The sequence below is a fragment of the Bacillus sp. FSL W8-0629 genome, from assembly GCF_038593225.1.
Taxonomy (GTDB): Bacteria; Bacillota; Bacilli; order Bacillales; family Bacillaceae; genus Bacillus; species Bacillus altitudinis.
Window position 1 is genome coordinate 138,618 of sequence record NZ_CP151975.1, and the last position, 25,486, is coordinate 164,103.

General features: G+C 40.7%; 42 protein-coding genes. All 42 read left to right on the forward strand.

What is annotated here, in order from left to right:
- The first annotated feature begins 123 nt into the window (after nt 1-123).
- The 42 genes from rpsJ (at nt 124) to NSQ17_RS00935 (ending at nt 25,485) form a co-directional block, all read left to right on the forward strand.
- Nucleotides 124-432 carry a 30S ribosomal protein S10 gene (gene rpsJ / locus NSQ17_RS00730; protein ID WP_003156464.1) on the forward strand — a complete coding sequence of 103 codons (309 nt, stop codon included), beginning with the start codon at nt 124-126 and terminating at the stop codon, nt 430-432.
- 37 nt (nt 433-469) lie between these two features.
- Complete coding sequence (gene rplC, locus NSQ17_RS00735; protein ID WP_007496311.1) at nt 470-1,099, forward strand: 50S ribosomal protein L3; 630 nt, start codon at nt 470-472, stop codon at nt 1,097-1,099.
- Nucleotides 1,100-1,126: 27 nt separating this feature from the next.
- On the forward strand, nt 1,127-1,750 hold the full coding sequence (gene rplD / locus NSQ17_RS00740; protein WP_007496312.1) for a 50S ribosomal protein L4: 624 nt from the start codon (nt 1,127-1,129) through the stop codon (nt 1,748-1,750).
- Nucleotides 1,750-2,037, forward strand: coding sequence for a 50S ribosomal protein L23 (rplW, locus tag NSQ17_RS00745; protein WP_003217016.1), 288 nt, complete (start codon nt 1,750-1,752; stop codon nt 2,035-2,037). Before rplD ends, rplW begins: the two co-directional genes overlap by 1 nt.
- Nucleotides 2,038-2,065: 28 nt before the next feature.
- Nucleotides 2,066-2,899, forward strand: a complete 834-nt coding sequence (gene rplB / locus NSQ17_RS00750; RefSeq protein ID WP_142153613.1) for a 50S ribosomal protein L2 — start codon at nt 2,066-2,068, stop codon at nt 2,897-2,899.
- A 57-nt stretch (nt 2,900-2,956) separates the two neighbouring features.
- Nucleotides 2,957-3,235 carry a 30S ribosomal protein S19 gene (gene rpsS, locus NSQ17_RS00755; protein WP_003216920.1) on the forward strand — a complete coding sequence of 93 codons (279 nt, stop codon included), beginning with the start codon at nt 2,957-2,959 and terminating at the stop codon, nt 3,233-3,235.
- Between the two features lie 17 nt (nt 3,236-3,252).
- Nucleotides 3,253-3,594, forward strand: coding sequence for a 50S ribosomal protein L22 (gene rplV, locus NSQ17_RS00760; RefSeq protein ID WP_007496316.1), 342 nt, complete (start codon nt 3,253-3,255; stop codon nt 3,592-3,594).
- A 3-nt stretch (nt 3,595-3,597) separates the two neighbouring features.
- On the forward strand, nt 3,598-4,254 hold the full coding sequence (gene rpsC / locus NSQ17_RS00765) for a 30S ribosomal protein S3 (protein WP_003217241.1): 657 nt from the start codon (nt 3,598-3,600) through the stop codon (nt 4,252-4,254).
- Nucleotide 4,255: 1 nt separating this feature from the next.
- A complete protein-coding gene (gene rplP / locus NSQ17_RS00770; protein WP_003225801.1) occupies nt 4,256-4,690 on the forward strand; it encodes a 50S ribosomal protein L16 in 435 nt (144 codons plus the stop codon).
- Entirely contained in the window at nt 4,680-4,880 is a 201-nt protein-coding gene (gene rpmC / locus NSQ17_RS00775; protein WP_003217155.1) for a 50S ribosomal protein L29, read from the forward strand. Before rplP ends, rpmC begins: the two co-directional genes overlap by 11 nt.
- A gap of 25 nt (nt 4,881-4,905) precedes the next feature.
- On the forward strand, nt 4,906-5,169 hold the full coding sequence (gene rpsQ / locus NSQ17_RS00780) for a 30S ribosomal protein S17 (protein ID WP_003216906.1): 264 nt from the start codon (nt 4,906-4,908) through the stop codon (nt 5,167-5,169).
- 39 nt (nt 5,170-5,208) lie between these two features.
- The gene (rplN, locus tag NSQ17_RS00785; protein WP_003216882.1) at nt 5,209-5,577 is read left to right on the forward strand and encodes a 50S ribosomal protein L14; all 369 of its coding nucleotides are present in this window, start codon (nt 5,209-5,211) and stop codon (nt 5,575-5,577) included.
- 35 nt (nt 5,578-5,612) lie between these two features.
- Nucleotides 5,613-5,924, forward strand: coding sequence for a 50S ribosomal protein L24 (rplX, locus tag NSQ17_RS00790; RefSeq protein WP_007496325.1), 312 nt, complete (start codon nt 5,613-5,615; stop codon nt 5,922-5,924).
- A 25-nt stretch (nt 5,925-5,949) separates the two neighbouring features.
- The gene (rplE, locus tag NSQ17_RS00795; RefSeq protein ID WP_003217159.1) at nt 5,950-6,489 is read left to right on the forward strand and encodes a 50S ribosomal protein L5; all 540 of its coding nucleotides are present in this window, start codon (nt 5,950-5,952) and stop codon (nt 6,487-6,489) included.
- A 22-nt stretch (nt 6,490-6,511) separates the two neighbouring features.
- On the forward strand, nt 6,512-6,697 hold the full coding sequence (gene rpsN / locus NSQ17_RS00800) for a 30S ribosomal protein S14 (protein WP_008356542.1): 186 nt from the start codon (nt 6,512-6,514) through the stop codon (nt 6,695-6,697).
- A gap of 31 nt (nt 6,698-6,728) precedes the next feature.
- Entirely contained in the window at nt 6,729-7,127 is a 399-nt protein-coding gene (rpsH, locus tag NSQ17_RS00805; RefSeq protein WP_007496327.1) for a 30S ribosomal protein S8, read from the forward strand.
- 31 nt (nt 7,128-7,158) lie between these two features.
- A complete protein-coding gene (gene rplF / locus NSQ17_RS00810; protein ID WP_008345395.1) occupies nt 7,159-7,695 on the forward strand; it encodes a 50S ribosomal protein L6 in 537 nt (178 codons plus the stop codon).
- A 32-nt stretch (nt 7,696-7,727) separates the two neighbouring features.
- Nucleotides 7,728-8,090 (forward strand): 50S ribosomal protein L18, encoded by a 363-nt coding sequence (gene rplR, locus NSQ17_RS00815; protein ID WP_003216951.1) that lies wholly within the window; start codon nt 7,728-7,730, stop codon nt 8,088-8,090.
- 24 nt (nt 8,091-8,114) lie between these two features.
- Complete coding sequence (gene rpsE, locus NSQ17_RS00820; protein WP_007496332.1) at nt 8,115-8,615, forward strand: 30S ribosomal protein S5; 501 nt, start codon at nt 8,115-8,117, stop codon at nt 8,613-8,615.
- Between the two features lie 13 nt (nt 8,616-8,628).
- Nucleotides 8,629-8,811: a 50S ribosomal protein L30 gene (rpmD, locus tag NSQ17_RS00825; protein ID WP_003217067.1), complete on the forward strand. Its 183-nt coding sequence runs from the start codon at nt 8,629-8,631 to the stop codon at nt 8,809-8,811.
- Between the two features lie 30 nt (nt 8,812-8,841).
- Complete coding sequence (rplO, locus tag NSQ17_RS00830; RefSeq protein ID WP_003216888.1) at nt 8,842-9,282, forward strand: 50S ribosomal protein L15; 441 nt, start codon at nt 8,842-8,844, stop codon at nt 9,280-9,282.
- A gap of 1 nt (nt 9,283) precedes the next feature.
- Nucleotides 9,284-10,576, forward strand: coding sequence for a preprotein translocase subunit SecY (gene secY / locus NSQ17_RS00835; RefSeq protein ID WP_007496334.1), 1,293 nt, complete (start codon nt 9,284-9,286; stop codon nt 10,574-10,576).
- 55 nt (nt 10,577-10,631) lie between these two features.
- Nucleotides 10,632-11,285, forward strand: a complete 654-nt coding sequence (locus NSQ17_RS00840) for an adenylate kinase (RefSeq protein ID WP_007496336.1) — start codon at nt 10,632-10,634, stop codon at nt 11,283-11,285.
- Complete coding sequence (map, locus tag NSQ17_RS00845) at nt 11,282-12,028, forward strand: type I methionyl aminopeptidase (RefSeq protein ID WP_017359166.1); 747 nt, start codon at nt 11,282-11,284, stop codon at nt 12,026-12,028. The genes NSQ17_RS00840 and map overlap by 4 nt, the downstream gene beginning before the upstream one ends.
- Nucleotides 12,029-12,338: 310 nt before the next feature.
- The gene (gene infA, locus NSQ17_RS00850; protein WP_003217190.1) at nt 12,339-12,557 is read left to right on the forward strand and encodes a translation initiation factor IF-1; all 219 of its coding nucleotides are present in this window, start codon (nt 12,339-12,341) and stop codon (nt 12,555-12,557) included.
- A gap of 31 nt (nt 12,558-12,588) precedes the next feature.
- Nucleotides 12,589-12,702, forward strand: coding sequence for a 50S ribosomal protein L36 (rpmJ, locus tag NSQ17_RS00855; protein WP_003156543.1), 114 nt, complete (start codon nt 12,589-12,591; stop codon nt 12,700-12,702).
- A gap of 21 nt (nt 12,703-12,723) precedes the next feature.
- Complete coding sequence (gene rpsM / locus NSQ17_RS00860; RefSeq protein ID WP_003217023.1) at nt 12,724-13,089, forward strand: 30S ribosomal protein S13; 366 nt, start codon at nt 12,724-12,726, stop codon at nt 13,087-13,089.
- Between the two features lie 20 nt (nt 13,090-13,109).
- Nucleotides 13,110-13,505: a 30S ribosomal protein S11 gene (gene rpsK / locus NSQ17_RS00865; RefSeq protein ID WP_003217231.1), complete on the forward strand. Its 396-nt coding sequence runs from the start codon at nt 13,110-13,112 to the stop codon at nt 13,503-13,505.
- Nucleotides 13,506-13,680: 175 nt separating this feature from the next.
- The gene (locus tag NSQ17_RS00870) at nt 13,681-14,625 is read left to right on the forward strand and encodes a DNA-directed RNA polymerase subunit alpha (protein ID WP_003217009.1); all 945 of its coding nucleotides are present in this window, start codon (nt 13,681-13,683) and stop codon (nt 14,623-14,625) included.
- Between the two features lie 75 nt (nt 14,626-14,700).
- Entirely contained in the window at nt 14,701-15,063 is a 363-nt protein-coding gene (rplQ, locus tag NSQ17_RS00875) for a 50S ribosomal protein L17 (RefSeq protein WP_003216944.1), read from the forward strand.
- 124 nt (nt 15,064-15,187) lie between these two features.
- Nucleotides 15,188-16,030, forward strand: a complete 843-nt coding sequence (locus NSQ17_RS00880; protein WP_008345218.1) for an energy-coupling factor ABC transporter ATP-binding protein — start codon at nt 15,188-15,190, stop codon at nt 16,028-16,030.
- Complete coding sequence (locus tag NSQ17_RS00885; protein ID WP_024718300.1) at nt 16,006-16,875, forward strand: energy-coupling factor ABC transporter ATP-binding protein; 870 nt, start codon at nt 16,006-16,008, stop codon at nt 16,873-16,875. Before NSQ17_RS00880 ends, NSQ17_RS00885 begins: the two co-directional genes overlap by 25 nt.
- Nucleotides 16,872-17,669: an energy-coupling factor transporter transmembrane protein EcfT gene (locus NSQ17_RS00890; RefSeq protein WP_007496348.1), complete on the forward strand. Its 798-nt coding sequence runs from the start codon at nt 16,872-16,874 to the stop codon at nt 17,667-17,669. Before NSQ17_RS00885 ends, NSQ17_RS00890 begins: the two co-directional genes overlap by 4 nt.
- A gap of 11 nt (nt 17,670-17,680) precedes the next feature.
- Nucleotides 17,681-18,424, forward strand: coding sequence for a tRNA pseudouridine(38-40) synthase TruA (gene truA, locus NSQ17_RS00895; RefSeq protein ID WP_110487780.1), 744 nt, complete (start codon nt 17,681-17,683; stop codon nt 18,422-18,424).
- 164 nt (nt 18,425-18,588) lie between these two features.
- Nucleotides 18,589-19,026 (forward strand): 50S ribosomal protein L13, encoded by a 438-nt coding sequence (gene rplM, locus NSQ17_RS00900; RefSeq protein WP_003217042.1) that lies wholly within the window; start codon nt 18,589-18,591, stop codon nt 19,024-19,026.
- Nucleotides 19,027-19,046: 20 nt separating this feature from the next.
- Nucleotides 19,047-19,439, forward strand: a complete 393-nt coding sequence (gene rpsI, locus NSQ17_RS00905; protein WP_007496354.1) for a 30S ribosomal protein S9 — start codon at nt 19,047-19,049, stop codon at nt 19,437-19,439.
- Between the two features lie 840 nt (nt 19,440-20,279).
- Entirely contained in the window at nt 20,280-21,041 is a 762-nt protein-coding gene (locus NSQ17_RS00910; RefSeq protein WP_342467737.1) for a hypothetical protein, read from the forward strand.
- Nucleotides 21,042-21,105: 64 nt separating this feature from the next.
- Complete coding sequence (locus NSQ17_RS00915) at nt 21,106-22,164, forward strand: YaaC family protein (RefSeq protein ID WP_342467738.1); 1,059 nt, start codon at nt 21,106-21,108, stop codon at nt 22,162-22,164.
- A 342-nt stretch (nt 22,165-22,506) separates the two neighbouring features.
- Nucleotides 22,507-23,022, forward strand: coding sequence for a GNAT family N-acetyltransferase (locus NSQ17_RS00920; protein WP_342467739.1), 516 nt, complete (start codon nt 22,507-22,509; stop codon nt 23,020-23,022).
- A gap of 97 nt (nt 23,023-23,119) precedes the next feature.
- Nucleotides 23,120-23,866 (forward strand): amidohydrolase family protein, encoded by a 747-nt coding sequence (locus NSQ17_RS00925; protein WP_342467740.1) that lies wholly within the window; start codon nt 23,120-23,122, stop codon nt 23,864-23,866.
- 36 nt (nt 23,867-23,902) lie between these two features.
- Entirely contained in the window at nt 23,903-24,376 is a 474-nt protein-coding gene (locus NSQ17_RS00930; protein ID WP_342467741.1) for a GNAT family N-acetyltransferase, read from the forward strand.
- 110 nt (nt 24,377-24,486) lie between these two features.
- Nucleotides 24,487-25,485, forward strand: coding sequence for a serine hydrolase (locus tag NSQ17_RS00935; RefSeq protein WP_342467742.1), 999 nt, complete (start codon nt 24,487-24,489; stop codon nt 25,483-25,485).
- Nucleotide 25,486: the final 1 nt, after the last annotated feature.

The window sequence follows — 25,486 nt, forward strand, 5'->3', positions numbered from 1 at the left end:
TGGTCTTTGACTGCGATGAAGTGAGAGGTTGCTGACACACCCGGCCGCTTTGCCATGGCAAGGTGATCAGGTTTTTCTCACGGAGAACTGTCTAACGTAAGTAGGCGAAAAGGAGGGAAAATAATGGCAAAACAAAAAATTCGTATTCGTTTAAAAGCATATGATCATAGAATTCTTGATCAATCTGCTGAGAAGATTGTTGAAACGGCTAAGCGTTCTGGTGCTAGTGTATCTGGTCCAATTCCGCTTCCAACTGAAAAATCAGTTTACACAATCCTTCGTGCGGTGCATAAGTACAAAGATTCTCGTGAGCAATTTGAGATGCGTACTCACAAACGTCTAATCGACATCGTGAATCCAACTCCACAAACAGTTGATGCACTTATGCGTTTAGATTTACCATCCGGTGTAGATATCGAAATCAAACTTTAATTCAAATAGAAAACACATATTATAGGAGGTGTGACGAATGACCAAAGGAATCTTAGGTAGAAAAATTGGTATGACGCAAGTATTCGCAGAAAATGGTGATCTTATCCCTGTAACTGTTGTTGAGGCTGCTGCTAACGTTGTTCTTCAGAAGAAGACTACTGACACGGATGGCTATGAAGCAATCCAAATCGGTTTTGACGACAAACGTGAGAAGCTTTCTAACAAACCAGAGAAAGGCCACGTTGCTAAAGCGGAAACTGCTCCTAAGCGCTTCGTAAAAGAATTACGCGGTGTGGAGTTAGATGCGTATGAAGTTGGTCAGGAAGTCAAAGTTGATATTTTCGCAAATGGAGATATCGTAGATGTAACAGGAACATCAAAAGGTAAAGGATTCCAAGGGGCTATCAAACGCCACGGACAATCACGCGGACCAATGACTCACGGTTCACGTTACCACCGTCGTCCTGGTTCAATGGGACCTGTTGATCCAAACCGAGTATTCAAAGGTAAACTTCTTCCAGGACGTATGGGCGGAGAGCAAATCACTGTCCAAAATCTTGAGATCGTTAAAGTTGATGCAGAACGCAATCTTCTATTGATCAAAGGAAACGTACCAGGAGCTAAAAAATCTCTAGTAACTGTAAAGAGTGCAGTTAAAACTAAATAACTCTCTTAGGAAAGGAGGAAACAAGTCATGCCAAAAGTAGCATTATTTAACCAAAACGGTTCTACTAACGGTGAAATCGAATTAAACGCTTCTGTGTTTGGAATTGAGCCAAACGAAAGCGTAGTATTCGATGCTATTCTTATGCAAAGAGCTTCCTTACGTCAAGGAACTCACAAAGTAAAAACTCGTTCTGAAGTACGTGGCGGAGGTCGTAAACCTTGGAGACAGAAGGGTACAGGTCGTGCTCGTCAAGGTTCTATCCGTTCACCACAATGGCGCGGAGGCGGTATCGTATTCGGTCCAACACCACGCAGCTATTCTTATAAATTACCTAAAAAAGTTCGCCGCTTGGCTATCAAGTCAGTATTGTCTTCTAAAGTAATCGACAACAACATCATCGTTCTTGAGGATCTTACTCTTGATGCAGTGAAAACGAAAGAATTCGCAGGCATCCTTAAAGGGTTATCTGTTGAGAAGAAAGCGTTGATCGTCACTGCGGATGCAAACGAAACAGTTGCTTTATCTGCTCGTAACATCCCTGGAGTAACAGTTGTTGAAGCTAACGGTATCAACGTTCTTGACGTTGTCAACCACGACAAACTTCTGATCACTAAAGCAGCGGTTGAAAAAGTAGAGGAGGGACTTGCATAATGAAAGATCCTCGTGATGTTCTAAAGCGCCCTATCATTACTGAACGTTCTGCTGATCTAATGACAGAGAAGAAGTACACGTTCGAAGTTGATGTCAGAGCTAACAAGACAGAAGTGAAAGACGCTGTTGAAGAAATCTTTGGAGTGAAAGTTGAGAAAGTCAACGTTCAAAACTACAAAGGTAAATCAAAACGCGTTGGACGCTACACTGGTATGACTAGCCGTCGCAGAAAAGCGATCGTGAAATTAACTGCTGACAGCAAAGAAATCGAAATTTTTGAAGCGTAAATCTTAAAAAGAAGGAGGGAAATTCAAAATGGCGATTAAAAAGTATAAACCAACCAGTAATGGTCGTCGTGGCATGACTACTTCAGATTTTGCTGAAATCACGACTGACAAACCAGAAAAATCGTTGCTTGCACCGCTTCACAGAAAAGGCGGACGTAACAACCAAGGTAGATTGACTGTTCGTCATCAAGGTGGCGGTCACAAACGTCAATACCGTATCATCGACTTTAAGCGTGATAAAGACGGTATACCTGGACGCGTTGCTACAATCGAGTATGATCCAAACCGTTCAGCGAACATCGCTCTTGTAAACTATGCAGATGGTGAGAAACGTTACATTCTTGCTCCGAAAGGAATCCAAGTTGGTACTGAAGTTACTTCTGGACCAGAATCTGACATCAAACCAGGTAACGCTCTTCCACTTATCAACATCCCAGTTGGTACAGTTGTGCATAACATTGAATTAAAACCAGGTAAAGGTGGACAATTAGTTCGTTCTGCTGGTACTTCTGCTCAAGTTCTAGGTAAAGAAGGTAAATACGTTCTTGTACGTTTGAACTCTGGTGAAGTACGCATGATCCTTTCTGCTTGCCGTGCGACTATCGGTCAAGTTGGAAACGAACAACACGAACTAATCAACATCGGTAAAGCTGGACGTTCTCGCTGGAAAGGCGTACGCCCAACAGTTCGTGGTTCTGTAATGAACCCTAACGATCACCCACACGGCGGTGGTGAAGGACGCGCTCCAATCGGACGTAAATCACCAATGTCTCCATGGGGTAAACCGACTCTTGGATTCAAGACTCGTAAGAAAACCAACAAGTCTGATAAATTCATTGTACGTCGTCGTAAAAACAAGTAACGGGGTTGTCTACGGTTCATTTAGGACCGTAGTTCAATCACGAAGGGAGGTTCCACAATGGCTCGCAGCTTAAAAAAAGGACCATTTGTTGATGATCATTTGATGGCTAAAGTCGAGAAATTGAATGAAACTGACAAAAAGCAAGTCGTAAAAACTTGGTCTCGTCGTTCTACAATTTTCCCACAATTCATCGGTCACACAATCGCTGTCTATGACGGACGCAAACATGTACCTGTTTTCATTTCTGAAGATATGGTAGGTCACAAATTGGGCGAATTCGCACCAAGCCGTACTTACAAAGGTCATGCTAGTGACGATAAAAAAACAAGACGCTAATGAGAGGAGGCTTTTAAATGCAAGCTAAAGCTGTCGCAAGAACAGTCCGTATTGCTCCTCGTAAAGCACGTCTAGTAATGGACCTGATCCGAGGTAAGCAAGTAGGAGAAGCAGTTTCTATCTTAAACCTTACGCCTAAGGCTGCTTCACCAATTATTGAAAAAGTATTAAAATCTGCTATCGCAAATGCTGAGCACAACTACGAGTTGGACGCTAACAGCCTAGTGATTACTCAAGCATTCGTTGACGAAGGTCCAACACTTAAGAGATTCCGTCCACGTGCTATGGGTCGTGCGAGCGCAATTAACAAACGTACTAGCCACATTACAATCGTTGTATCAGAAAAGAAGGAGGGATAATCCGTGGGTCAAAAGGTAAATCCAGTAGGTCTTCGTATTGGCGTCATTCGTGATTGGGAATCTAAATGGTTCGCAGGAAAAGATTACGCTGACTTCTTACATGAAGACTTGAAAATCCGTGAATTCATCAGCAAGCGTTTGTCTGACGCGTCTGTTTCTAAAGTAGAAATCGAACGTGCTGCAAACCGCGTAAATATCACAATCCACACGGCTAAACCAGGTATGGTAATTGGTAAAGGCGGATCTGAAGTTGAAGCACTTCGTAAAGCTCTTAACAGCCTAACTGGCAAACGTGTACACATCAACATTCTTGAAATCAAGAGAGCAGATCTTGATGCTCAGCTAGTTGCTGAAAACATCGCTCGTCAACTTGAAAATCGTATTTCATTCCGTCGTGCACAAAAACAAACAATCCAACGCACAATGCGTGCTGGAGCACAAGGAATCAAAACAATGGTTTCTGGTCGTCTTGGCGGTGCAGATATTGCTCGTTCTGAATATTACAGTGAAGGTACTGTTCCATTGCACACACTTCGTGCTGACATCGACTATGCTACTGCTGAAGCTGATACTACTTATGGTAAGCTTGGCGTAAAAGTATGGATCTATCGTGGAGAAGTCCTTCCAACTAAGAAGAATACTGCGGAAGGAGGAAAATAATATGTTATTGCCAAAACGCGTGAAGTATCGCAGAGAACATCGTGGAAAAATGCGTGGTCGTGCAAAAGGCGGCACTGAAGTACATTTCGGTGAGTTCGGTATCCAAGCTCTTGAAGCTTCTTGGATCACTAACCGTCAAATCGAAGCTGCTCGTATTGCTATGACTCGTTACATGAAACGTGGCGGTAAAGTTTGGATCAAAATTTTCCCTTCTAAGCCATACACAGCTAAACCTCTAGAGGTCCGCATGGGTTCCGGTAAAGGTGCTCCAGAAGGCTGGGTAGCTGTAGTAAAACCGGGCAAAGTTTTATTTGAAATTTCTGGTGTGTCTGAAGAAGTTGCTCGTGAAGCTCTTCGTCTTGCATCTCACAAATTGCCAATTAAAACGAAGTTCGTAAAACGTGAAGAAATTGGTGGTGAATCAAATGAAAGCTAATGAAATTCGTGACCTTACCACTGCTGAAATTGAACAAAAAGTAAAGTCTCTTAAAGAAGAACTTTTCAATCTTCGTTTCCAATTAGCGACTGGGCAGCTTGAAAACACTGCTCGCATTCGTGAAGTGCGTAAATCAATCGCACGCATGAAAACTGTGATTCGTCAAAGAGAAATCGCTGCTAATAAATAATAATTAGAGGGGAGGCCCCGCAAACATGAGCGAACGTAACCAACGTAAAGTGTATCAAGGTCGTGTTGTTTCTGACAAAATGGATAAAACCATCACTGTTGTAGTTGAAACATACAAAAAGCATTCACTTTATGGCAAACGTGTAAGATACTCTAAAAAGTTCAAAGCACATGATGAAAACAACCAAGCAAAAATCGGAGACATCGTAAAGGTCATGGAAACTCGTCCATTATCTGCGACTAAACGCTTTCGTCTAGTTGAAGTTGTCGAAGAAGCTGTTATTATCTAATAAAGTTCGGATTTCTTTTTCCGAAGGGAGGTAACATTAATGATTCAACAGGAGACTCGTTTAAAAGTAGCTGACAACTCTGGCGCACGCGAAGTACTAACGATTAAAGTTCTTGGTGGCTCTGGACGTAAAACGGCTAACATCGGTGATGTCATTGTTTGTACGGTTAAACAAGCAACACCAGGAGGCGTTGTCAAAAAAGGTGAAGTTGTGAAAGCAGTTATCGTTCGTACTAAGAGCGGAGCTCGCAGAAACGATGGATCTTACATCAGTTTTGATGAAAATGCATGTGTCATCATCCGTGACGACAAGAGCCCACGTGGAACTCGTATCTTCGGACCAGTAGCACGTGAACTTCGTGAAAACAACTATATGAAAATTGTTTCTTTAGCACCAGAAGTACTTTAATGAATACAATCCGCGACTCAAGGAGGTGCGATTAAATGCATGTTAAAAAGGGCGATAAAGTAGTGGTTATCTCTGGTAAAGATAAAGGTAAACAAGGTGTCATCCTTGCTGCTTTCCCTAAAAAGGACCGTGTTTTAGTAGAAGGTATTAACCTTGTGAAAAAACACTCTAAACCAACCCAAGCTAACCCTCAAGGCGGAATTTCTGAACAAGAAGCGCCGATCCACGTATCAAACGTAATGCCGCTTGATCCTAAAACGGGTGAAGTGACACGTATTGGATATAAAGTTGAGGACGGAAAGAAAGTCCGTGTAGCGAAAAAATCTGGGCAAGTTCTAGATAAATAGTAAATAAGGAAGGGAGGTCTTTCTCATGAACCGCCTTAAAGAAAAGTATGTAAAAGAAATTACACCTGCATTAGTTTCTAAGTTTGAATACAAATCAGTAATGCAAGTGCCAAAAATCGAAAAAATCGTGATCAACATGGGTGTTGGTGACGCCGTTCAAAACGCTAAAGCAATCGATACTGCTGTTGAAGAATTAACGTTTATCGCTGGTCAAAAACCTGTCGTTACTCGTGCGAAGAAGTCTATTGCTGGATTCCGTCTACGTGAAGGAATGCCAATCGGTGCGAAAGTAACACTTCGCGGAGAGCGCATGTACGATTTCCTTGATAAACTTATTTCTGTATCTTTACCACGTGTACGTGACTTCCGCGGGATTTCTAAGAAATCTTTCGACGGTCGTGGAAACTACACGCTTGGTATTAAAGAACAGTTAATCTTCCCAGAAATTGATTACGATAAAGTAACAAAAGTCCGCGGTATGGATATCGTTATCGTTACGACTGCCAACACGGATGAAGAAGCACGTGAGTTATTAACTCAAGTAGGTATGCCGTTCCAGAAATAATCAATGAAAGGGAGGCGAAATCGTGGCTAAAAAGTCTATGATTGCGAAACAACAACGCAAACAAAAGTTTAAAGTTCAAGAGTATACGCGCTGCGAACGTTGTGGACGTCCACATTCAGTAATTCGCAAGTTTAAACTTTGCCGTATTTGTTTCCGCGAACTTGCATATAAAGGACAAATTCCTGGCGTTAAAAAAGCCAGCTGGTAATCCCCATAAATGGGAAGGAGGTTATTAAATAATGGTTATGACAGATCCGATTGCAGATTTGCTGACTCGTATTCGCAATGCGAACATGGTACGTCATGAGAAGCTAGAAGTACCGGCTTCAAAAATCAAAAGAGAAATTGCTGAAATTTTAAAGCGTGAAGGTTTTATCCGTGACGTTGAGTACGTCGAAGACAGCAAACAAGGAATTATCCGTTTGTTCCTTAAATACGGCCAAAACAACGAACGTGTTATCACTGGTCTTAAAAGAATCAGTAAACCTGGTTTACGCGTATATGCGAAATCAAATGAAGTACCACGTGTACTTAACGGACTTGGAATCGCAATTATTTCTACATCACAAGGTGTTTTATCGGACAAAGAAGCCCGTGCTAAACAAGCTGGTGGAGAAGTACTTGCTTACGTATGGTAAAAAAAGTTTAAGATGAATGGAGGTGCTTGGTATGTCTCGTATAGGTAAAAAGCTAATCGAGATCCCTTCAGGAGTAACTGTGACAAACAACGATAACACAGTGACAGTAAAGGGACCAAAAGGTGAACTAACTCGTGCATTTCACCCTGATATGGAAATTAAAATTGAGGACAACGTCTTAACTGTAAGCCGTCCGTCTGAAAATAAAGAACACCGTGCATTACATGGTACAACACGTAGCTTAATTGCAAACATGGTTGAAGGTGTATCTAAAGGTTTCGAAAGAGGTTTAGAACTAATCGGTGTCGGTTACCGTGCAGCTAAATCTGGAAACAAACTTGTTCTTAACGTTGGATACTCTCACCCAGTTGAAATCGTTCCTGAGGCTGGAGTTGAAGTAGAAGTTCCATCTCAAACGAAAGTAATCGTTAAAGGTATCGATAAAGAGCGTGTAGGAGCTCTAGCTTCTAACATCCGCGCTGTCCGTGCTCCAGAGCCTTACAAAGGTAAAGGAATTCGTTACGAAGGTGAATTCGTTCGCCGTAAAGAAGGAAAAACTGGTAAGTAAGATCGCTTAATGTGAAGAAAGGAGTGACTCGGATGATTACGAAAACTAGCAAAAACGCTACTCGTCTTAAAAGACACGCTCGTGTTCGTGCGAAACTTTCAGGTACTGCTGAAAGACCTCGCCTTAACGTTTTCCGTTCTAACAAGAACATCTACGCTCAAGTAATTGATGATGTTAACGGTGTAACACTTGTAAGTGCTTCTACTCTTGATAAAGAGTTAAAGATCGAGAATAGTTCTGACGCTGCAGCTGCTACTAAAGTTGGCGAACTTGTTGCAAAACGTGCTGTTGAAAAAGGCATCTCTAACGTGGTATTTGACCGCGGAGGATACTTATATCATGGACGTGTAAAAGCTCTAGCTGAAGCTGCTCGTGAGGCTGGACTTAAATTTTAATAAAAGAAGGAGGGACACATCCGAATGAGTCGTATTGACCCAAGCAAATTAGAGTTAGAAGAACGCTTAGTTACGGTTAACCGGGTAGCGAAAGTTGTTAAAGGTGGACGTCGTTTCCGTTTTGCAGCTTTAGTTGTTGTCGGTGACAAAAACGGTCATGTAGGATTCGGTACTGGTAAAGCACAAGAAGTACCAGAAGCGATCCGCAAAGCTGTTGAAGACGCGAAAAAGAATTTAATTGAAGTACCAATGGTTGGAACTACAATTCCACATGAAATCATCGGTCGATTCGGTGCAGGAAACGTTCTATTGAAGCCTGCTTCAGAAGGTACAGGAGTTATCGCTGGAGGCCCAGTGCGTGCGGTACTTGAGCTTGCTGGTCTAGCTGATATCCTTTCTAAATCTCTAGGTTCTAATACACCGATCAACATGATCCGCGCAACACTTCAAGGTTTAAGTGAACTTAAACGTGCTGAAGATGTAGCGAAGCTTCGTGGAAAATCTGTAGAAGACCTGTTAGGATAAGGAGGGAACAATAATGGCAAATAAATTAGAAATTACCCTCAAACGCAGTGTAATCGGTCGCCCGGAAGATCAGCGTGTCACTGTTCGTACTCTTGGTCTAAAGAAAACAAACCAAACAGTCGTACATGAAGACAATGCAGCGATCCGCGGCATGATTAACAAGGTGTCTCATTTAGTTTCTGTTAAAGAACAATAAAACATTTTTAATCGATAAGGAGGTGCCCAAATGAAACTTCATGAATTGAAGCCTTCAGAAGGTTCACGTAAAGTACGCAACCGTGTTGGTCGTGGTATTGGATCAGGTAACGGTAAAACTTCTGGTAAAGGTCATAAAGGTCAAAACGCTCGTTCTGGCGGCGGTGTACGCCCTGGATTCGAAGGTGGTCAAATGCCTTTATTCCAACGCCTTCCAAAACGTGGTTTTACAAACATCAACCGTAAAGATTACGCGGTAATCAACTTAGACAGATTAAACAGTTTTGACGAAGGAACGGAAGTCACTCCTGAACTTCTTCTAGAGACTGGTGCAATAAGCAAGTTAAAAGCAGGAGTAAAAATTCTTGGCAACGGTAAATTAGAAAAAAAATTAACTGTAAAAGCCAATAAATTCTCTGCTTCTGCTAAAGAAGCGATTGAAGCTGCTGGCGGTACAGCCGAGGTGATCTAACTTGTTTAAGACAATCTCCAATTTTATGCGCGTGAAAGATATACGGAATAAGATTATATTTACACTTTTAATGTTAGTCGTCTTTCGTATAGGTGCTTTCATCCCTGTGCCTAATGTGAACGCCGAAGTTCTCCAGGCACAGGATCAAATGAGTGTTTTCGGAATCCTCAACACGTTTGGGGGCGGGGCACTTTTCCAATTCTCCATTCTTGCAATGGGGATTATGCCGTATATCACTGCTTCGATCATCATCCAGCTCTTGCAGATGGATGTTGTACCGAAGTTTACTGAGTGGTCAAAGCAAGGAGAGGTTGGCCGCCGAAAATTAGCACAATTCACAAGGTATTTTACAATTGTTCTAGGATTTATCCAGGCTTTAGGAATGTCATATGGATTTAACAATATGGCAGGAGGCATGCTGATTGAAAACCCAGGTGTTTCAACGTATCTTTTAATTGCGGTCGTACTCACTGCGGGAACAGCATTCTTAATGTGGCTGGGAGAGCAGATTACTGCTCACGGTGTTGGTAACGGTATTTCGATTATTATCTTTGCCGGTATCATCGCAGGTATCCCTCAAACATTAAAGCAAGTGTACGCTCAGCAATTTGTAGGTGGAGATGGACAGCTGTTCATGCAAATCCTGAAAATTGCCCTTATTGTGATTGCTATTCTTGTCATTGTTATCGGTGTTATTTACATTCAAATGGCAGTGAGAAAGATTGCGATTCAGTATTCAAAAGGAACTGGCCGTGCACAAATGTCTGCTAGTCAAGCAACGCACCTTCCATTGAAAGTGAATCCAGCAGGGGTGATTCCAGTCATCTTTGCCGTTTCGTTCATTATTACTCCGCAGACGATCGCATCGTTCTTCGGAACAAATAATGTGACAACCTGGATAACTAACAACTTTGACTATACTAAGCCAATCGGTATGACGATTTATGTAGCACTGATTGTTGCTTTCACATATTTTTATGCCTTTGTCCAAGTAAACCCTGAACAAATGGCTGAAAATCTGCAAAAGCAGGGTGGCTATATCCCGGGAGTTCGTCCAGGGAAAATGACTCAAGATAGAATTACGAGCATTTTGTACCGACTCACGTTTGTGGGCGCCATTTTCTTAGCCGTGATTTCAATACTTCCTATCTTTTTCATTCAATTCGCTGGATTACCTTCCGCTGCACAAATTGGCGGCACAAGTCTTCTCATTGTTGTAGGTGTTGCACTTGAAACAATGAAACAGCTTGAAAGCCAATTAGTGAAACGAAACTACCGTGGATTTATGAAATAAAACAGAGGGCTGGGCTCCTGCCCAACCTCTCTAAGTAAGGAAGGGGAAATCCGAAATGAACTTAGTCTTAATGGGGCTTCCGGGTGCTGGTAAAGGCACTCAGGCAGAACGAATTGTTGATGATTATGGGATCCCTCATATCTCAACAGGAGATATGTTCCGTGCTGCTATGAAAGAGGAGACACAACTTGGACTCGAAGCAAAATCCTTTATCGATAAAGGAGAGCTTGTTCCTGATGAGGTCACAATCGGTATTGTTAGAGAAAGACTTGGCAAGAATGATTGTGAACAAGGTTTTCTTCTGGACGGATTTCCGCGAACAGTCGCTCAGGCTGAAGCTTTAGAAGACATTCTAAAGGACCTTGGCAGAACGATTGATTATGTCATTAATATTAAAGTCGATAAAGATGCTTTGATGGAGCGTCTGACTGGCCGAAGAATTTGCAAAGATTGCGGAGCAACATATCATTTAGTATTCAATCCACCTGCGAAAGAAAATGTTTGTGACAAGTGTGGAGGCGAGCTTTATCAACGTGCAGATGATAATGCAGAAACCGTTTCGACAAGACTTGAAGTGAACTTAAAGCAGACTGAACCTTTACTGAACTTCTATTCAGAAAAAGGATATCTTGCAAACATTGATGGTGCGAAGCACATTAACGATGTTTACGCTGATATCAAGGACCTGCTTGGGGGATTAAATAAATGATTATCTGTAAAACTCCTCGCGAGCTTGAGATTATGAGAGAAGCTGGACGCATTGTCGCACTGACTCATGAAGAGCTGAAGAAACATATAAAACCAGGTATTTCGACAAAAGAATTGGATCAAATTGCCGAACGTTTTATTACAAAGCAGGGTGCAATCCCATCTTTTAAAGGGTATAATGGTTTTCGCGGGAGCATTTGCGTTTCGGTGAATGAAGAACTCGTTCACGGTATTCCTGGTAAACGGGTTTTACGTGATGGAGACATCATTAGTATCGATATCGGCGCAAAGTTAAATGGCTATCATGGTGACTCTGCTTGGACTTATCCAGTTGGGGTAATCAGTGATGAGGACCGCAAACTACTGGAAGTCACAGAGGAATCTCTATATAAGGGCTTACAGGAAGCAAAGCCAGGTGAACGTCTGTCAAACATTTCCCATGCCATACAAACGTATGTTGAAGATGAGAATTTCTCAGTTGTTAGAGAATATGTTGGACATGGGGTCGGACAGGATCTTCATGAGGACCCTCAAATTCCTCATTATGGTCCGCCGAACAAAGGCCCACGGCTCAAACCTGGAATGGTGTTGGCCATCGAACCGATGGTGAACGCAGGCAGCCGATATGTGAAAACACTGGCTGATAACTGGACGGTTGTAACGGTTGATGGGAAAAAGTGTGCTCACTTTGAGCATACGATTGCGATTACAGATACAGGTTTTGATATACTGACTAAGATTTAGGTCTTCACTGAAGCCTTTCAGGCCCAAATCGGGCAGGTTGTCTGTATAGTCCAAGGAAAGAACAAGATCAGTATACAGTTGTCATCGGCGTGTTCGATGGCTGCCATGTACTAATCGCAGACGGAGAAAAGCGTAAATTCATTCTCCTAAGAAAAAATATCAATCATTTAACCTTTTATGATTGCGTATCTCCGGAAGTTCAGAACAGTATATTCAAAACAGGTCGGGTGATAGATGGACAATTGAGAACATCTCATTTGGACATTTATCAGAGAGCAAGTTACTGATTTGAAGAAGGGAGAACACTTGAATGGCGAAAGACGATGTAATTGAAGTGGAAGGTACTGTAGCAGAAACTTTGCCAAATGCAATGTTCAAAGTTGAACTAGAGAATGGTCATACAGTTTTGGCTCATGTATCAGGAAAAATCCGTATGCACTTCATTCGCATTTTACCTGGAGACAAAGTTACGGTAGAATTATCTCCATATGACTTAACTCGTGGTAGAATTACGTACCGTTACAAATAAAGCAACTCCGGAAGAAGGAGGTTGGAAACACATGAAAGTGAGACCATCTGTTAAACCTATCTGTGAAAAATGTAAAGTGATTCGCAGAAAAGGAAAAGTAATGGTGATCTGTGAAAACCCAAAACATAAACAAAAACAAGGCTAATAACAAGGAGGTGCCCAAATCATGGCTCGTATTGCTGGTGTAGATATTCCACGTGATAAGCGTGTTGTCATTTCTTTAACATATGTTTTTGGAATTGGTCGTACGACGGCTCAACAAGTCCTTAAAGAAGCAGGTGTTTCTGAAGACACTCGCGTTCGCGATCTAACTGAAGACGAACTAGGTAAAATCCGTGATATCATTGACAAACTTAAAGTAGAAGGTGACCTTCGTCGTGAAGTTTCACTTAACATTAAACGTCTAATTGAAATCGGAAGCTACCGCGGAATCCGTCATCGTAGAGGACTTCCTGTTCGTGGACAAAACACAAAAAACAACGCGCGTACTCGTAAAGGTCCGCGTCGTACTGTAGCTAACAAGAAAAAATAAGTAAAGGAGGTAGTTAAAGAATGGCTGCTGCTCGTAAACAAAATACGCGTAAACGTCGCGTGAAAAAGAATATTGAAGCTGGAATCGCTCATATCCGTTCCACTTTCAACAACACGATTGTAACGATTACTGATGTTCATGGAAACGCAATTTCTTGGTCAAGTGCTGGTGCATTAGGATTCAGAGGTTCTCGTAAATCTACTCCTTTCGCTGCACAAATGGCTGCTGAAACTGCTGCTAAAGGTTCTATCGAACATGGTCTTAAAACACTTGAAGTAACTGTTAAAGGTCCTGGTTCTGGTCGTGAAGCTGCAATTCGTGCGCTTCAAGCTGCAGGTCTTGAAGTTACTGCAATCAGAGACGTAACTCCAGTTCCTCATAACGGATGCCGTCCACCAAAACGTCGCCGCGTGTAATTTGTTTGTATAGATTTTGTGTCCCTGTCAATAATGGGTTATGATACAGTTATTTATGAGACGAATACACGACTCGTTGCCTGAGCACATACGGGACTAAACAATGAGGAATTTCGGATGGAATCTCATATGATTCTATTCGAGGTTTCGACGTTTTGAAGGAGGGTTTTATTAGATGATCGAAATTGAAAAACCAAAAATCGAAACGGTTGAAATCAGCGACGATGCCAAGTATGGCAAGTTTGTCGTAGAGCCACTTGAGCGTGGATATGGTACCACTTTAGGGAACTCCCTTCGTCGTATCCTTTTATCCTCACTTCCTGGTGCAGCTGTAACATCGATCCAGATAGATGGTGTCTTACACGAATTCTCAACGATCGAAGGCGTGGTTGAAGATGTTACAACGATTATCTTAAACATTAAAAAGCTTGCACTCAAAATCTACTCTGAAGAAGAGAAGACGCTTGAAATTGATGTACAAGATGAAGGAACTGTAACAGCTGCTGATATTACACACGACAGCGATATTGAAATCTTAAATCCAGATCTCCACATCGCAACTCTTGGCAAAAATGCGAGCTTCCGTGTTCGTTTAACTGCACAAAGAGGTCGCGGGTATAATCCTGCTGATGCAAACAAAAGAGACGATCAGCCTATCGGCGTGATTCCGATCGACTCAATCTATACACCTGTATCTCGTGTAACTTATCAAGTGGAGAACACCCGTGTTGGGCAAATCACAAACTATGATAAATTAACACTAGATGTATGGACTGATGGAAGCACAGGACCGAAAGAAGCGATCGCTCTAGGTTCTAAGATTTTAACTGAACACCTAAATATTTTCGTTGGGTTAACTGACGAAGCTCAGCATGCAGAAATCATGGTTGAAAAAGAAGAAGACCAAAAAGAAAAAGTGCTTGAAATGACAATTGAAGAGCTTGATCTTTCTGTTCGTTCTTACAACTGTTTGAAGCGTGCGGGTATTAACACTGTTCAAGAGCTTGCTAACAAGACAGAAGAGGATATGATGAAAGTTCGTAACCTTGGACGTAAATCTCTTGAAGAAGTGAAAGCGAAACTAGAAGAACTTGGACTGGGTCTTCGTAAAGACGATTGACTAGTTTCATTGTGAACTAGGATTTTCGTGTGTTTTTTATTCATACAGCATCTCTAATTAAGGAGGGGACATCACATGGCATACAGAAAGCTAGGACGCACTAGTGCACAACGTAAAGCAATGCTTCGTGACCTAACGACTGATTTGATCATCAACGAACGCATCGAAACAACTGAAACACGTGCGAAAGAACTTCGCTCTGTAGTTGAAAAAATGATCACTCTTGGCAAACGCGGAGATCTTCATGCTCGCCGTCAAGCTGCAGCTTACATTCGTAACGAAGTAGCTAACGCTGAAACAAACCAAGATGCACTTCAAAAATTATTCGCTGACGTTGCAACTCGCTACGAAGATCGTCAAGGTGGATACACTCGTATCATGAAGCTTGGACCTCGTCGCGGCGATGGCGCACCAATGGCTGTCATTGAATTAGTTTAATCACATATCGTGTATCTAAGAAAGGGCGGGACAGTTCATAACTGGATCTATGCCCTTTTTTAGATACTACGGTTTTTTAGCAATAGGCAAAGTAGAGGTTGAGCTGAGAGGAGGTCCGGTAGAGATGGAGAAGACATTAATTGACGTAAAAGACATTGTATTTCGTTATCACAAAGATGCGGACAAGCCCGCTTTAGACCAAGTGTCATTGCATGTGAATCAAAATGAATGGCTTGCCATTGTTGGCCACAACGGTTCAGGTAAATCCACACTTGCCCGTGTACTGAATGGGCTCATTTTACCGGATGCAGGAACGGTCAAGGTTGGTGAGATTGAGCTGAAAGAAGAAAGTGTTTGGGATATTCGCAAAAAGGTCGGCATGGTCTTTCAAAACCCAGATAACCAATTCGTTGGCTCAACGGTTCGTGATGATGTGGCTTTTGGTTTAGAAAATAACGGGGTTGAGCGGGAATTGATGATAGAGCGTGTAGATTGGGCTGTCAAACAGGTCAATATGCAGGAGTTTCTTGATCAAGAGCCGCACCATCTATCAGGCGGGCAAAAACAGAGAGTAGCAATCGCAGGTGTACTTGCCGCAAGCCCTGACATCATGATCTTGGATGAAGCAACATCAATGCTTGATCCGATTGGCCGTGAAGAAGTGTTAGAAACCGTCAGACTGCTGAAGGAACAAGGAACGGTCACGGTCATTTCCATCACACATGATTTAGACGAGGCTGCGAAGGCAGACCGCGTTATTGTGATGAATGGTGGGAAGAAATTTGCCGAGGGAACACCAGAGGAAGTATTTGAACTAGATGAACAGCTGGTTCAGATTGGACTTGATCTGCCATTTTCCTACCGGTTGAGTAAGCAATTGAAGCAGCAAGGTGTGCCGCTTGCAAATGCCCATTTGACACAAGAAGGATTGGTGAAAGAGCTATGGACATTACGATCAAAGAATTAGAGCATCGTTATCAAATGAAAACGCCGTTTGAGCGTCTCGCTTTGTATGATGTCAATGCTTCCATCAAAGAAGGCAGCTATGTGGCTGTCATCGGTCATACGGGTTCTGGCAAGTCGACATTGCTGCAACATTTAAATGGACTGCTCAAACCAACAAAGGGGAGCATTGCGCTTGGAGATACGGTCTTACAAGCCAATAAAAAGCAGAAGGATATGAAACCCCTTCGAAAAAAGGTCGGCATCGTGTTTCAGTTTCCTGAACATCAGCTCTTTGAGGAGACGATTCTAAAGGATATCTGCTTTGGTCCGATGAATTTCGGTGTTCCAAAAGAAAAGGCAGAAGCCAAGGCTAAAGAGATGCTGAAGCTTGTAGGCCTTCCTGAATCCTTGTTATCTCGATCACCCTTTGAATTAAGCGGTGGTCAAATGAGACGTGTGGCGATTGCAGGTGTTCTAGCGATGGAGCCAGAAGTGCTTGTGCTTGATGAGCCGACTGCGGGATTAGATCCACGCGGACGTAAAGAAATCATGGACATGTTCTATGAGCTTCATCAAAAAGCCAACCTGACGACGATCCTTGTGACACACAGTATGGAAGATGCCGCTCATTATGCGGATCAAATGATTGTGATGCACAAAGGAACAGTAAAGGCGACAGGTACGCCGAGGGAGCTATTTGCCAATCGTACCGACATGTCTTCTTTCGGACTGGACCTCCCGGAAACGATCAAATTCCAGCAGGCTGTCGAAGAAAAGCTGGGGATGACGTTTCCAAGACCGCTTCTGACCATGGATGAAATGGCAGAAGCCTTAACAGCTTTATATCAGGAGGACACGACATCATGATGGATAGTATGATTATCGGCAAATATGTGCCAGGTACATCCTTTGTCCATCGTCTTGATCCAAGGACAAAGCTGTTATCAATTTTCTTTTTTGTCTTTATTGTCTTTTTTGCGAATAACTACATCACTTACGGGCTTTTAGGGGTCTTTACGATCCTTGTGGTGATGGTATCTCAGGTGCCGCTGTACTTTATTCTCAAAGGAATGAAACCCATCCTTTGGATTGTTCTGTTTACCTTTATTCTGCATATCTTCATGACAAAGGATGGCGCTTTGCTCCTTCACTTTGGTTTTCTGAATATTTATGAAGAAGGTCTAAAACAGGGGATTTTCATTTCACTCCGTTTTGTCTATCTCATCATGATGACAACACTTCTGACGTTGACCACAACGCCTATCGAAGTGACAGACGGTATGGAGAAGCTGCTGCATCCTTTCCGTAAAATCAAGCTACCTGTTCATGAACTTGCTCTTATGATGTCAATTTCTCTTCGATTTATTCCGACTTTACTCGAAGAAACAGACAAAATCATGAAAGCCCAAATGGCAAGAGGTGTTGATTTTACAAGCGGACCCGTGAAAGATCGTTTAAAAGCGATTGTTCCGTTGCTTGTCCCGCTTTTCGTCAGTGCGTTTAAGCGTGCGGAGGAATTGGCGACCGCTATGGAAGCGAGAGGCTACCGCGGGGGAGAAGGGCGTACGAAATACCGTCAGCTTGTCTGGGGAATGAAAGACACGTTCACGCTGCTTCTATTCATTCTGTTAACAGCACTCCTTGTGCTGCTTAGAAATTAGGTGATGCCTAGATGAAAGTAAAATGTACCGTATCATACGATGGGACACATTTTAAAGGGTATCAAGTGCAACCAGGACAGCGTACTGTACAAACGGAGATTGAATCTGCTCTTGCTAGAATGCATAAACAAGATGAACTGATTCCGATTGTGGCTTCTGGCCGGACAGACAGTGGCGTTCACGCAAAGGGGCAGGTCATCCATTTTGACACCCCGCTGGCCATCCCGATGGAAAGATGGCCTTTTGCCCTCAATAGTCTCCTGCCTGATGACATCAGGGTTCTAAAGGCTGAGGAAGTGGATGAATCGTTTCATGCACGTTTTAGTGTCGTTTCGAAGGAGTACCGTTATAAGGTCTCAACGGAAACGCACCAAAATGTGTTCACGAGACAGTATGCCTGCCACTTTCCTTACCGGCTGGATGCAGACAAAATGAGAGAAGCTGCTGGGCACCTCATTGGCATACATGATTTCACAAGCTTTTGTGCGGCCAATACAGAGGTTCAAGACAAGGTGAGGGAGATTTACGCCCTTGAGTGGAAAAACGTCTCAGACGGGCTTGAAATGCGTGTGAGAGGGAATGGTTTTTTATATAACATGGTGCGAATTATAGCCGGCACGTTACTTGAAATTGGTTCTGGTAAATTTCACCCTGAGGAGATAAAAGCTATGCTTGCCGCCCGAAATCGCGAAGCGGCAGGCAAGACTGCGCCCAGTCACGGACTGTATTTATGGGAAGTTTTCTATGACAACTAAACCAGGTGTAACATGTTCTTGACACAGGAAGCAGAAAGTTATAAGATATCATATGGTATGTATTTCAACCCCACAAATAAGCCCCGGAAGACTTATCTGTGTTTTGAAATAGAACGTAGCATTTGATTCAGGAAAATTCATTGATTTATTTAGGAGGGAAACTCATGCGTACAACACCAATGGCGAACGCAAGCACAATTGAGCGCAAATGGCTAGTGGTTGATGCGGCAGGTAAGACTCTAGGTCGTCTTTCTACTGAAGTAGCATCACTTTTGCGCGGTAAGCACAAACCAACTTATACACCACACGTTGATACAGGTGATCACGTGATCATCATCAATGCTGAGAAAATCGAATTAACTGGTAAGAAATTGACGGACAAAATTTACTACCGTCATACGATGCACCCAGGTGGTTTGAAACAAAGAACTGCTCTTGAGATGCGTACAAACTACCCTGAAAAAATGTTGGAGCTTGCTATCAAAGGTATGCTTCCAAAGGGTCCACTAGGTCGTCAAATGTTCAAAAAATTAAATGTGTACCGTGGTTCTGAGCATCCACATCAAGCACAACAACCTGAAGTTTACGAACTTCGCGGTTAATTATAAGGGAGGTTAACAATTTGGCACAGGTTCAATATTACGGTACAGGTCGTCGTAAAAGTTCTGTAGCGCGCGTTCGCTTAGTTCCAGGTGAAGGCCGTATCGTCGTTAATAATCGTGAAATTACTGAATACATTCCATTCGCTGCTTTAATCGAAGACGTGAAACAGCCTTTGAACATCACAGAAACAGCTAACAGCTACGATGTTCTTGTAAATGTTCACGGTGGTGGATTCTCTGGTCAAGCTGGAGCAATTCGTCACGGTATCTCTCGTGCTCTTCTAGAAGTAGATCCTGAGTACCGTACACCACTTAAACGTGCTGGACTTCTTACTCGTGACTCTCGTATGAAAGAGCGTAAGAAATACGGTCTTAAAGGCGCACGTAGAGCTCCTCAGTTCTCGAAGCGTTAATCAATTTCTTATTGCAGCAGCGTTACAAAGTTATTTTGGTTCAAGGTGGTTCAAAACAGTTTGAACCTTATAAAGAACATAACAGATTTAAAGCATCGGCATCTTGCTGGTGCTTTTTTTCTGTCATTAATTCAATTTTGCATTGTTTGATCGTTGATGTGTTCTAACCGTTTAGAAACATAAGTATTATCAATATCTTAAGTAAATAAAATGATCGTGTGTCTCTAGGACCATGAAAAGGTTTTTGTAACCTCTAATTGTTTTAGTGATTTTTGAAGCTGTTGAGGTTGTTTAAACTATTCCAATCGAATACATACTCTGATTTATTTTCAGCCAATATGATAGACAATAGCGTTATAAAACATCCTTTTATATAAGAAATAACTCTCGTAAATTAATTGTCTCATAATCAAAGATGGTCTATATGGATAACGAAAAAAGATGCATGTTTACTGATAATTCACTAACATGTATAATAATGTAAGTGTGGATAATCGAAGAAAATCCAGAGAGTATTCTTTATTCTTTTTTAAAGAAATACAAAATATGCAGTTTCGAGAGATTTATATAAAATTTTTACGAATAGCCTAATTCAGCATCCAATAAATAAGGGATGGCTTGAATTAGAATATTCATTTGAAGGTCTAGCAGATAAAGATATTAAATATAATAATGGATTTCGCTATTCAATCTTTATACTGAATAATTAGTTAAAGTAAGTAGCGTTATTTTTTATATTTTTTGAGTAATTGAAAAAATAAATATCCTGTTTGAAAAGTTAATATTAATTGTCACTCTGATTTTAAATGAGGGAAAATAATAGGTATGAGGAGTTAAGGGATGAAGAACATAAAATTGAGACAAAATGAGCTTCCTTTTCCAGTTACTAATTTTGAGGATAAAACAAATAAAGAGTTTCCTTTTTATCAGAATGGAGCTAAATATGCTCTATGTCCAACTTGTGGTTCTTCTGTGCAAATAATAAATGGTAGAAATAATGTAACTCAAAATAGAAGCAAAACTATTTATGCAGCTCACACGAAAGGTTATGTTAATGGACTTAAATTTGATGAGAATGCAAAGTTAAATTGTCCTAGCTATAATGGTAATGCAAAAAACTGGCAAAAAATTTATAAAAAACGAGCAGGTAAAATAAAAAATAGTGAAGTGGAAAAATATATTACTTTGAATATCAGACAGATAGCTTTAGAAGTAGAACAAATTATCGGTTTTAAATGTGAATATGGAGAAGGACGCCAAAGTAGATTATTCAATAACCTTTATAATTCTTTTAAATCAAATGATGGGTTGTGTATAGATCCAAATCAATTTGTCCCCGATTATATTCCAAGATTGATAATAGAGAGAGCAGATCCAGTTAAATGTTGGGGTGCAATACCTAACAATGAGATAATTAAAGAAAAAATTAAGAATAATATACGATTAGAGAAATCGCTAGATCTAGGTGGACAATTTAAACCAGATATCAATGTTCAACTAGTGGGGGTGTTAGATGACGACAATAATCCAGCAAGACTCGAAATTAGATTGAAATTTTCTGATGATATATTAGTCTTAAATAGGATATCGGCAAATATATAGAATGTTTTTTATTTTAATATTTCTTTTATGATACACGAAAATAAAATAGAAATGAGAGGTACTAATGGGAGAAATTCTAACTTATTCTAATCATCCAATTAGTTTGAAAACAACATTTAAAACACCAGATATGAGGGGCAGAACTGTTTTAGTAGAAAATAGATGGGATTATGTAAGACATTTTATAAATTCTTTGCCTAGAGGAAAAAGAAAAAATAATGAACAAATATTATTTTATTGGAATCAAGCGGAAGAATTTTATAATTCAAGTATGAATTTAACACCGGTATCAGCCCCTTTACCACTTTATTATAGCTTTCTTAATGCAGTTAAGGCATTATTAATTAGTAAAAATGGAAAAATAAACCATGAATATCATGGAGTTTCTGGTAATTCGATAACTAATGGCAAATATCTATTATCTAATGAACATGCAAAAATACGAGGCAAGGGAATTTGCCCTGAATTTTTATTGTATTTAGGAGATTCATTAACTGATAAAGAATTTGATATTGATAATTTGCTTTTTAATCTTGTTTTTTTACATAGAGCATACGTAACATCACACAATATTAAAAAGGCGGATGAACTATTTTTACCATTAACAGATATAAGATTTGAAAGGAAACCTGATAAACATTTAACTTTAGTTTCGAAAATAGATCCCAAATATTCTGATAATAAAATACTCAATAAATTTAGGAATTCTAAAGTTCAGATTTGGAATAAAGAAGAAAATTTTATGCTTACATGGAAAAAAGGCCCGACTTTAAAGGATAAGCGTGCAATAAATAGTGATGGGGTGAAAACATTTCATAATAAACTTAGGAGATATTATCAAGAGATTTCAGCGGGAAGTAACTCAAGATGGTATTTCAAAAACTTTCAGGATAGTAGAGCAGTGGACTTAAATCCTCTGGTCATTATGTTAATTGTTATGCACCGGCTTAGCGAATTGTCACGCTATAATCCAGGGGTATTAAGTAATTATCTTGCTAGTGATCAAAGTTGGTTACTTTCAGAATTTATTTCTCTAACACCTTTTCAGTTCATCAATGGAATATCTGCTGAAATTACTTCTCAGCAACTAGGAATTCCAAGAAGCCCAAAATTATATTTTTAATTTATACTTAACTAATAGTTTTTCTATTTTAATAATATACGTCTTAGATTAAGAATTGATATTCTCTAAATTAATGAGATTAATTTATATTTTAACTTGTTCGAGGGTGGCGGAGAATGCAAAAAAGCTTAATATAAGGATAACTTGTGAGTTCTCAAAACGTTAATCAATATTATATTGTATGGACGTTTTACAAGGGTTTGTACAGACAAACCCTATATGAAAAGCATCAGCATCTTGCTGGTGCTTTTTTATTTGTGTTTTTTTCTGTCTGGAAACATATAAAATAGGATCATAGTCAGGTTTCTGTTTAAAAAATGATGTTAAAGGGGGATGGCATTTATGAATCTAACAACAGAAAGATGTCTCATTCGATCGTTTAATGAGGATGATTGGCAGGGTGTCTATGCATATACATCTGATCCGGTGGTGATGAGGTATATGCCAGAAGGTGTTTTTTCTAGAGAAGAGGCGCAGCAATTTGTCAAAAATAATCGTCTTGAGACGGGCAAGAATTTTGCTGTTCTATTAAAAGAAGATCATACATGCATCGGGCATATCGTGTTTCATCCTTACTTTGGTGAGCACACATATGAAATTGGCTGGGTCTTTAATTCTGCATATCAAAACAAAGGCTATGCATCAGAAGCTGCTTTTGCTGTCCTGCATCATGGTTTTCACACAATGAATTTACATCGAATCATTGCCACTTGTCAGCCTGAAAATGTGCCGTCATGGAGAGTGATGGAGAAAATGGGGATGAGAAGAGAGGGATATTTTAAAAAATGTATACCACAAGGAAATGAGTGGTGGGATGAGTTTTATTATGCCATCTTACGAGAGGAATGGAAAACTTGATAAGTTTTCATGATATGAAGTAATTCGTCATTCCAAATATCCCTTGGCTTTCTCTATTGATATAATCAGGTCAAATAAGTAGAAGAGGGGCGCGGGCATGAGGATCTTTGATGCACATTTTCATATCATTGATTTTGATTTTCCCATTCAAGAAAACCAAGGATATACACCGCCGAGTTATGTGGTGAATGATTATAGGAGAGAGACGGCTGATTTAGGGATTGTAGGTGGAGCGATTGTATCAGGGTCATTTCAGGGCTTTGATCAAGGTTATTTGTTGAAAGCACTAGATGAAATGGGACCGGCTTTTTGCGGTGTGACACAATTACCTTTTACCGCAGCCGATGATGAGATTGTTCAATTGAATCAACAAGGGGTAAAGGCTTTACGTTTTAATGTGAAGCGGGGCGGTTCGGAGGATATTTCAAAGCTCGACTATTTTGCGAGAAGGGTGTATGAGCTGGCTGGGTGGCATAGTGAGATTTACATAGACGCTAAGCATCTCCCTGACATCTCATCAACGCTTGAACAGCTGCCGGCCGTTTCCATTGATCATCTAGGCTTATCTGAAGAAGGCTTGCCGCATTTGCTCAAGCTGGTTGATAAAGGGGTTCGTGTGAAAGCAACAGGCTTTGGACGTGTAGATTTACATGTTGAACAGGCATTGACGTCTATTTATCAAACGAATCCTGATGCACTGATGTTTGGTACAGACCTGCCCTCTACAAGGGCAAAACGGCCATTTGAATACGGTGATATTGAATTAATTCAACAGATGTTTGATGAGGAAGCGGTGGATAAAATTTTATATGAGAACGCTATCAATTGGTATTTTGGCAAATGAATAAAGGCTTCCATTCCGTGATAGGAGGTGTGTTCATTGAATCTGAATCAATTGACATTTAGAGAAGCCGTCCAAGGAGACCTCGACAACATCGTTTTGATGCTTTCAGATGACAAATTAGGCCAAAGGAGAGAACGCTACACTCGTCCATTATTAGAAAGCTATCTCAATGCCTTTCATTCGATCGAAGCGGATCCCAATATTGAACTAATCGTCGCTTGTGATCGGGAAGAGGTAGTCGGTGTTCTCCAATTAACAATGACTCCATTTCTAACGTATCAAGGAGGATGGCGAGCTTCAATAGAAGGAGTTCGTACAGCCTCGACTCATAGAGGAAGAGGAATTGGCACATTGTTGATCAAACGGGCTATTCAACGCGCAAGTGACCGCGGGTGTCATATGATTCAGCTGACAACTGACAAACAGAGACCAGAAGCACGCCGTCTTTACGAAAAGTTGGGATTTGAAGCTACGCATGATGGGATGAAACTGCATCTTCTTCGTAAATAAACACACCAAGAAGCAAAGGTATTCACTGCTCTTTGCTTTTTTGTGCCTTTGTTTCAAATATTTGTTATATTGGAGACGAGAATCTATAGTGGTTTGGAAAGGAGAAACATTTGAAGAAAACAAAAGAGGATCTTTTGGCATTTGTCACGAAAAACAAAAAGGACGTATCAGTAACAATTATTGAAAATGAAGATGTGGTATTAGATTGGAATGGTGATCAAAAAACACCACTTGCAAGTACGATGAAATTAATGGTTTTGTTTCATTTTGTTAGAGCTGTATCCAGCGATGAAATCAAGTTAGATGAAAAAGTGACATTGTCTGATATAGAGCGGTTTTATATTGATAGAACCGATGGCGGTGCTCACACATACTGGCTGGAGGTCAATGATTTTTCTGAGCATGCAACTTTATTAGATGTGGCCAAAGGGATGATGCAATTCAGTTCAAATGCTTGTACTGATTATTTGATTGACCTGCTGGGCTTAGAGAAGATCAATAATCAGATGAAACAAGCAGGTCTTACAGAACATGATGAACTCATGCCACTGACACCCAAGGTGTTGTGGCCAGCCTATGTATCTGATCATGAGCAGGATGCATTAAAGCAAATAAGCGATGTAACTGATGAACAATACAAATCTCTGATGATTGAGATTTTTCATATCATGAAAAATGACCCGGAGCATAAAAAGGCGTTAGAAGAAAAATTGATGAAAAAGAACTTGTTAAGCTTGCGTATTCAATCTTTACTGACGCAAAAGATGACAAGGTCTACAACGAATCAATATGCACATTTTATGAAACGTCTACAGGATGAGCTGTTAACAACAGAAGAAAAGCGTCTTTTTAGCCAAATTGTGCTGGGAGAAATATTGAAGACGGAAACAGATCAATATATTTGGTATAAAGGTGGATCGACGTTGTTTGTTGTCACTGCTGCTTTATATCGAAAAACGGATACATCAACTATATCGATTTCTCTATTCATCAATGACCTGAAAGCGGAGAATTCTCACTGGATGGGGGAAGTGTTCGATGAATTTATACTTACCGTAGTAGCAGATCAAAACTTTCGACAACGATTGATTCAAGCTTTTACTACATAAT

Coding starts and splice junctions, on each gene's coding strand:
- rpsJ (WP_003156464.1), top strand. CDS start 124: ATGGCAAAACAAAAAATTCGTATTCGTTTAAAAGCATATGATCATAGA.
- rplC (WP_007496311.1), top strand. CDS start 470: ATGACCAAAGGAATCTTAGGTAGAAAAATTGGTATGACGCAAGTATTC.
- rplD (WP_007496312.1), top strand. CDS start 1,127: ATGCCAAAAGTAGCATTATTTAACCAAAACGGTTCTACTAACGGTGAA.
- rplW (WP_003217016.1), top strand. CDS start 1,750: ATGAAAGATCCTCGTGATGTTCTAAAGCGCCCTATCATTACTGAACGT.
- rplB (WP_142153613.1), top strand. CDS start 2,066: ATGGCGATTAAAAAGTATAAACCAACCAGTAATGGTCGTCGTGGCATG.
- rpsS (WP_003216920.1), top strand. CDS start 2,957: ATGGCTCGCAGCTTAAAAAAAGGACCATTTGTTGATGATCATTTGATG.
- rplV (WP_007496316.1), top strand. CDS start 3,253: ATGCAAGCTAAAGCTGTCGCAAGAACAGTCCGTATTGCTCCTCGTAAA.
- rplP (WP_003225801.1), top strand. CDS start 4,256: ATGTTATTGCCAAAACGCGTGAAGTATCGCAGAGAACATCGTGGAAAA.
- rpmC (WP_003217155.1), top strand. CDS start 4,680: ATGAAAGCTAATGAAATTCGTGACCTTACCACTGCTGAAATTGAACAA.
- rpsQ (WP_003216906.1), top strand. CDS start 4,906: ATGAGCGAACGTAACCAACGTAAAGTGTATCAAGGTCGTGTTGTTTCT.
- rplN (WP_003216882.1), top strand. CDS start 5,209: ATGATTCAACAGGAGACTCGTTTAAAAGTAGCTGACAACTCTGGCGCA.
- rplX (WP_007496325.1), top strand. CDS start 5,613: ATGCATGTTAAAAAGGGCGATAAAGTAGTGGTTATCTCTGGTAAAGAT.
- rplE (WP_003217159.1), top strand. CDS start 5,950: ATGAACCGCCTTAAAGAAAAGTATGTAAAAGAAATTACACCTGCATTA.
- rpsH (WP_007496327.1), top strand. CDS start 6,729: ATGGTTATGACAGATCCGATTGCAGATTTGCTGACTCGTATTCGCAAT.
- rplF (WP_008345395.1), top strand. CDS start 7,159: ATGTCTCGTATAGGTAAAAAGCTAATCGAGATCCCTTCAGGAGTAACT.
- rplR (WP_003216951.1), top strand. CDS start 7,728: ATGATTACGAAAACTAGCAAAAACGCTACTCGTCTTAAAAGACACGCT.
- rpsE (WP_007496332.1), top strand. CDS start 8,115: ATGAGTCGTATTGACCCAAGCAAATTAGAGTTAGAAGAACGCTTAGTT.
- rpmD (WP_003217067.1), top strand. CDS start 8,629: ATGGCAAATAAATTAGAAATTACCCTCAAACGCAGTGTAATCGGTCGC.
- rplO (WP_003216888.1), top strand. CDS start 8,842: ATGAAACTTCATGAATTGAAGCCTTCAGAAGGTTCACGTAAAGTACGC.
- NSQ17_RS00840 (WP_007496336.1), top strand. CDS start 10,632: ATGAACTTAGTCTTAATGGGGCTTCCGGGTGCTGGTAAAGGCACTCAG.
- map (WP_017359166.1), top strand. CDS start 11,282: ATGATTATCTGTAAAACTCCTCGCGAGCTTGAGATTATGAGAGAAGCT.
- infA (WP_003217190.1), top strand. CDS start 12,339: ATGGCGAAAGACGATGTAATTGAAGTGGAAGGTACTGTAGCAGAAACT.
- rpmJ (WP_003156543.1), top strand. CDS start 12,589: ATGAAAGTGAGACCATCTGTTAAACCTATCTGTGAAAAATGTAAAGTG.
- rpsM (WP_003217023.1), top strand. CDS start 12,724: ATGGCTCGTATTGCTGGTGTAGATATTCCACGTGATAAGCGTGTTGTC.
- rpsK (WP_003217231.1), top strand. CDS start 13,110: ATGGCTGCTGCTCGTAAACAAAATACGCGTAAACGTCGCGTGAAAAAG.
- NSQ17_RS00870 (WP_003217009.1), top strand. CDS start 13,681: ATGATCGAAATTGAAAAACCAAAAATCGAAACGGTTGAAATCAGCGAC.
- rplQ (WP_003216944.1), top strand. CDS start 14,701: ATGGCATACAGAAAGCTAGGACGCACTAGTGCACAACGTAAAGCAATG.
- NSQ17_RS00880 (WP_008345218.1), top strand. CDS start 15,188: ATGGAGAAGACATTAATTGACGTAAAAGACATTGTATTTCGTTATCAC.
- NSQ17_RS00885 (WP_024718300.1), top strand. CDS start 16,006: ATGGACATTACGATCAAAGAATTAGAGCATCGTTATCAAATGAAAACG.
- NSQ17_RS00890 (WP_007496348.1), top strand. CDS start 16,872: ATGATGGATAGTATGATTATCGGCAAATATGTGCCAGGTACATCCTTT.
- truA (WP_110487780.1), top strand. CDS start 17,681: ATGAAAGTAAAATGTACCGTATCATACGATGGGACACATTTTAAAGGG.
- rplM (WP_003217042.1), top strand. CDS start 18,589: ATGCGTACAACACCAATGGCGAACGCAAGCACAATTGAGCGCAAATGG.
- NSQ17_RS00910 (WP_342467737.1), top strand. CDS start 20,280: ATGAAGAACATAAAATTGAGACAAAATGAGCTTCCTTTTCCAGTTACT.
- NSQ17_RS00915 (WP_342467738.1), top strand. CDS start 21,106: ATGGGAGAAATTCTAACTTATTCTAATCATCCAATTAGTTTGAAAACA.
- NSQ17_RS00920 (WP_342467739.1), top strand. CDS start 22,507: ATGAATCTAACAACAGAAAGATGTCTCATTCGATCGTTTAATGAGGAT.
- NSQ17_RS00925 (WP_342467740.1), top strand. CDS start 23,120: ATGAGGATCTTTGATGCACATTTTCATATCATTGATTTTGATTTTCCC.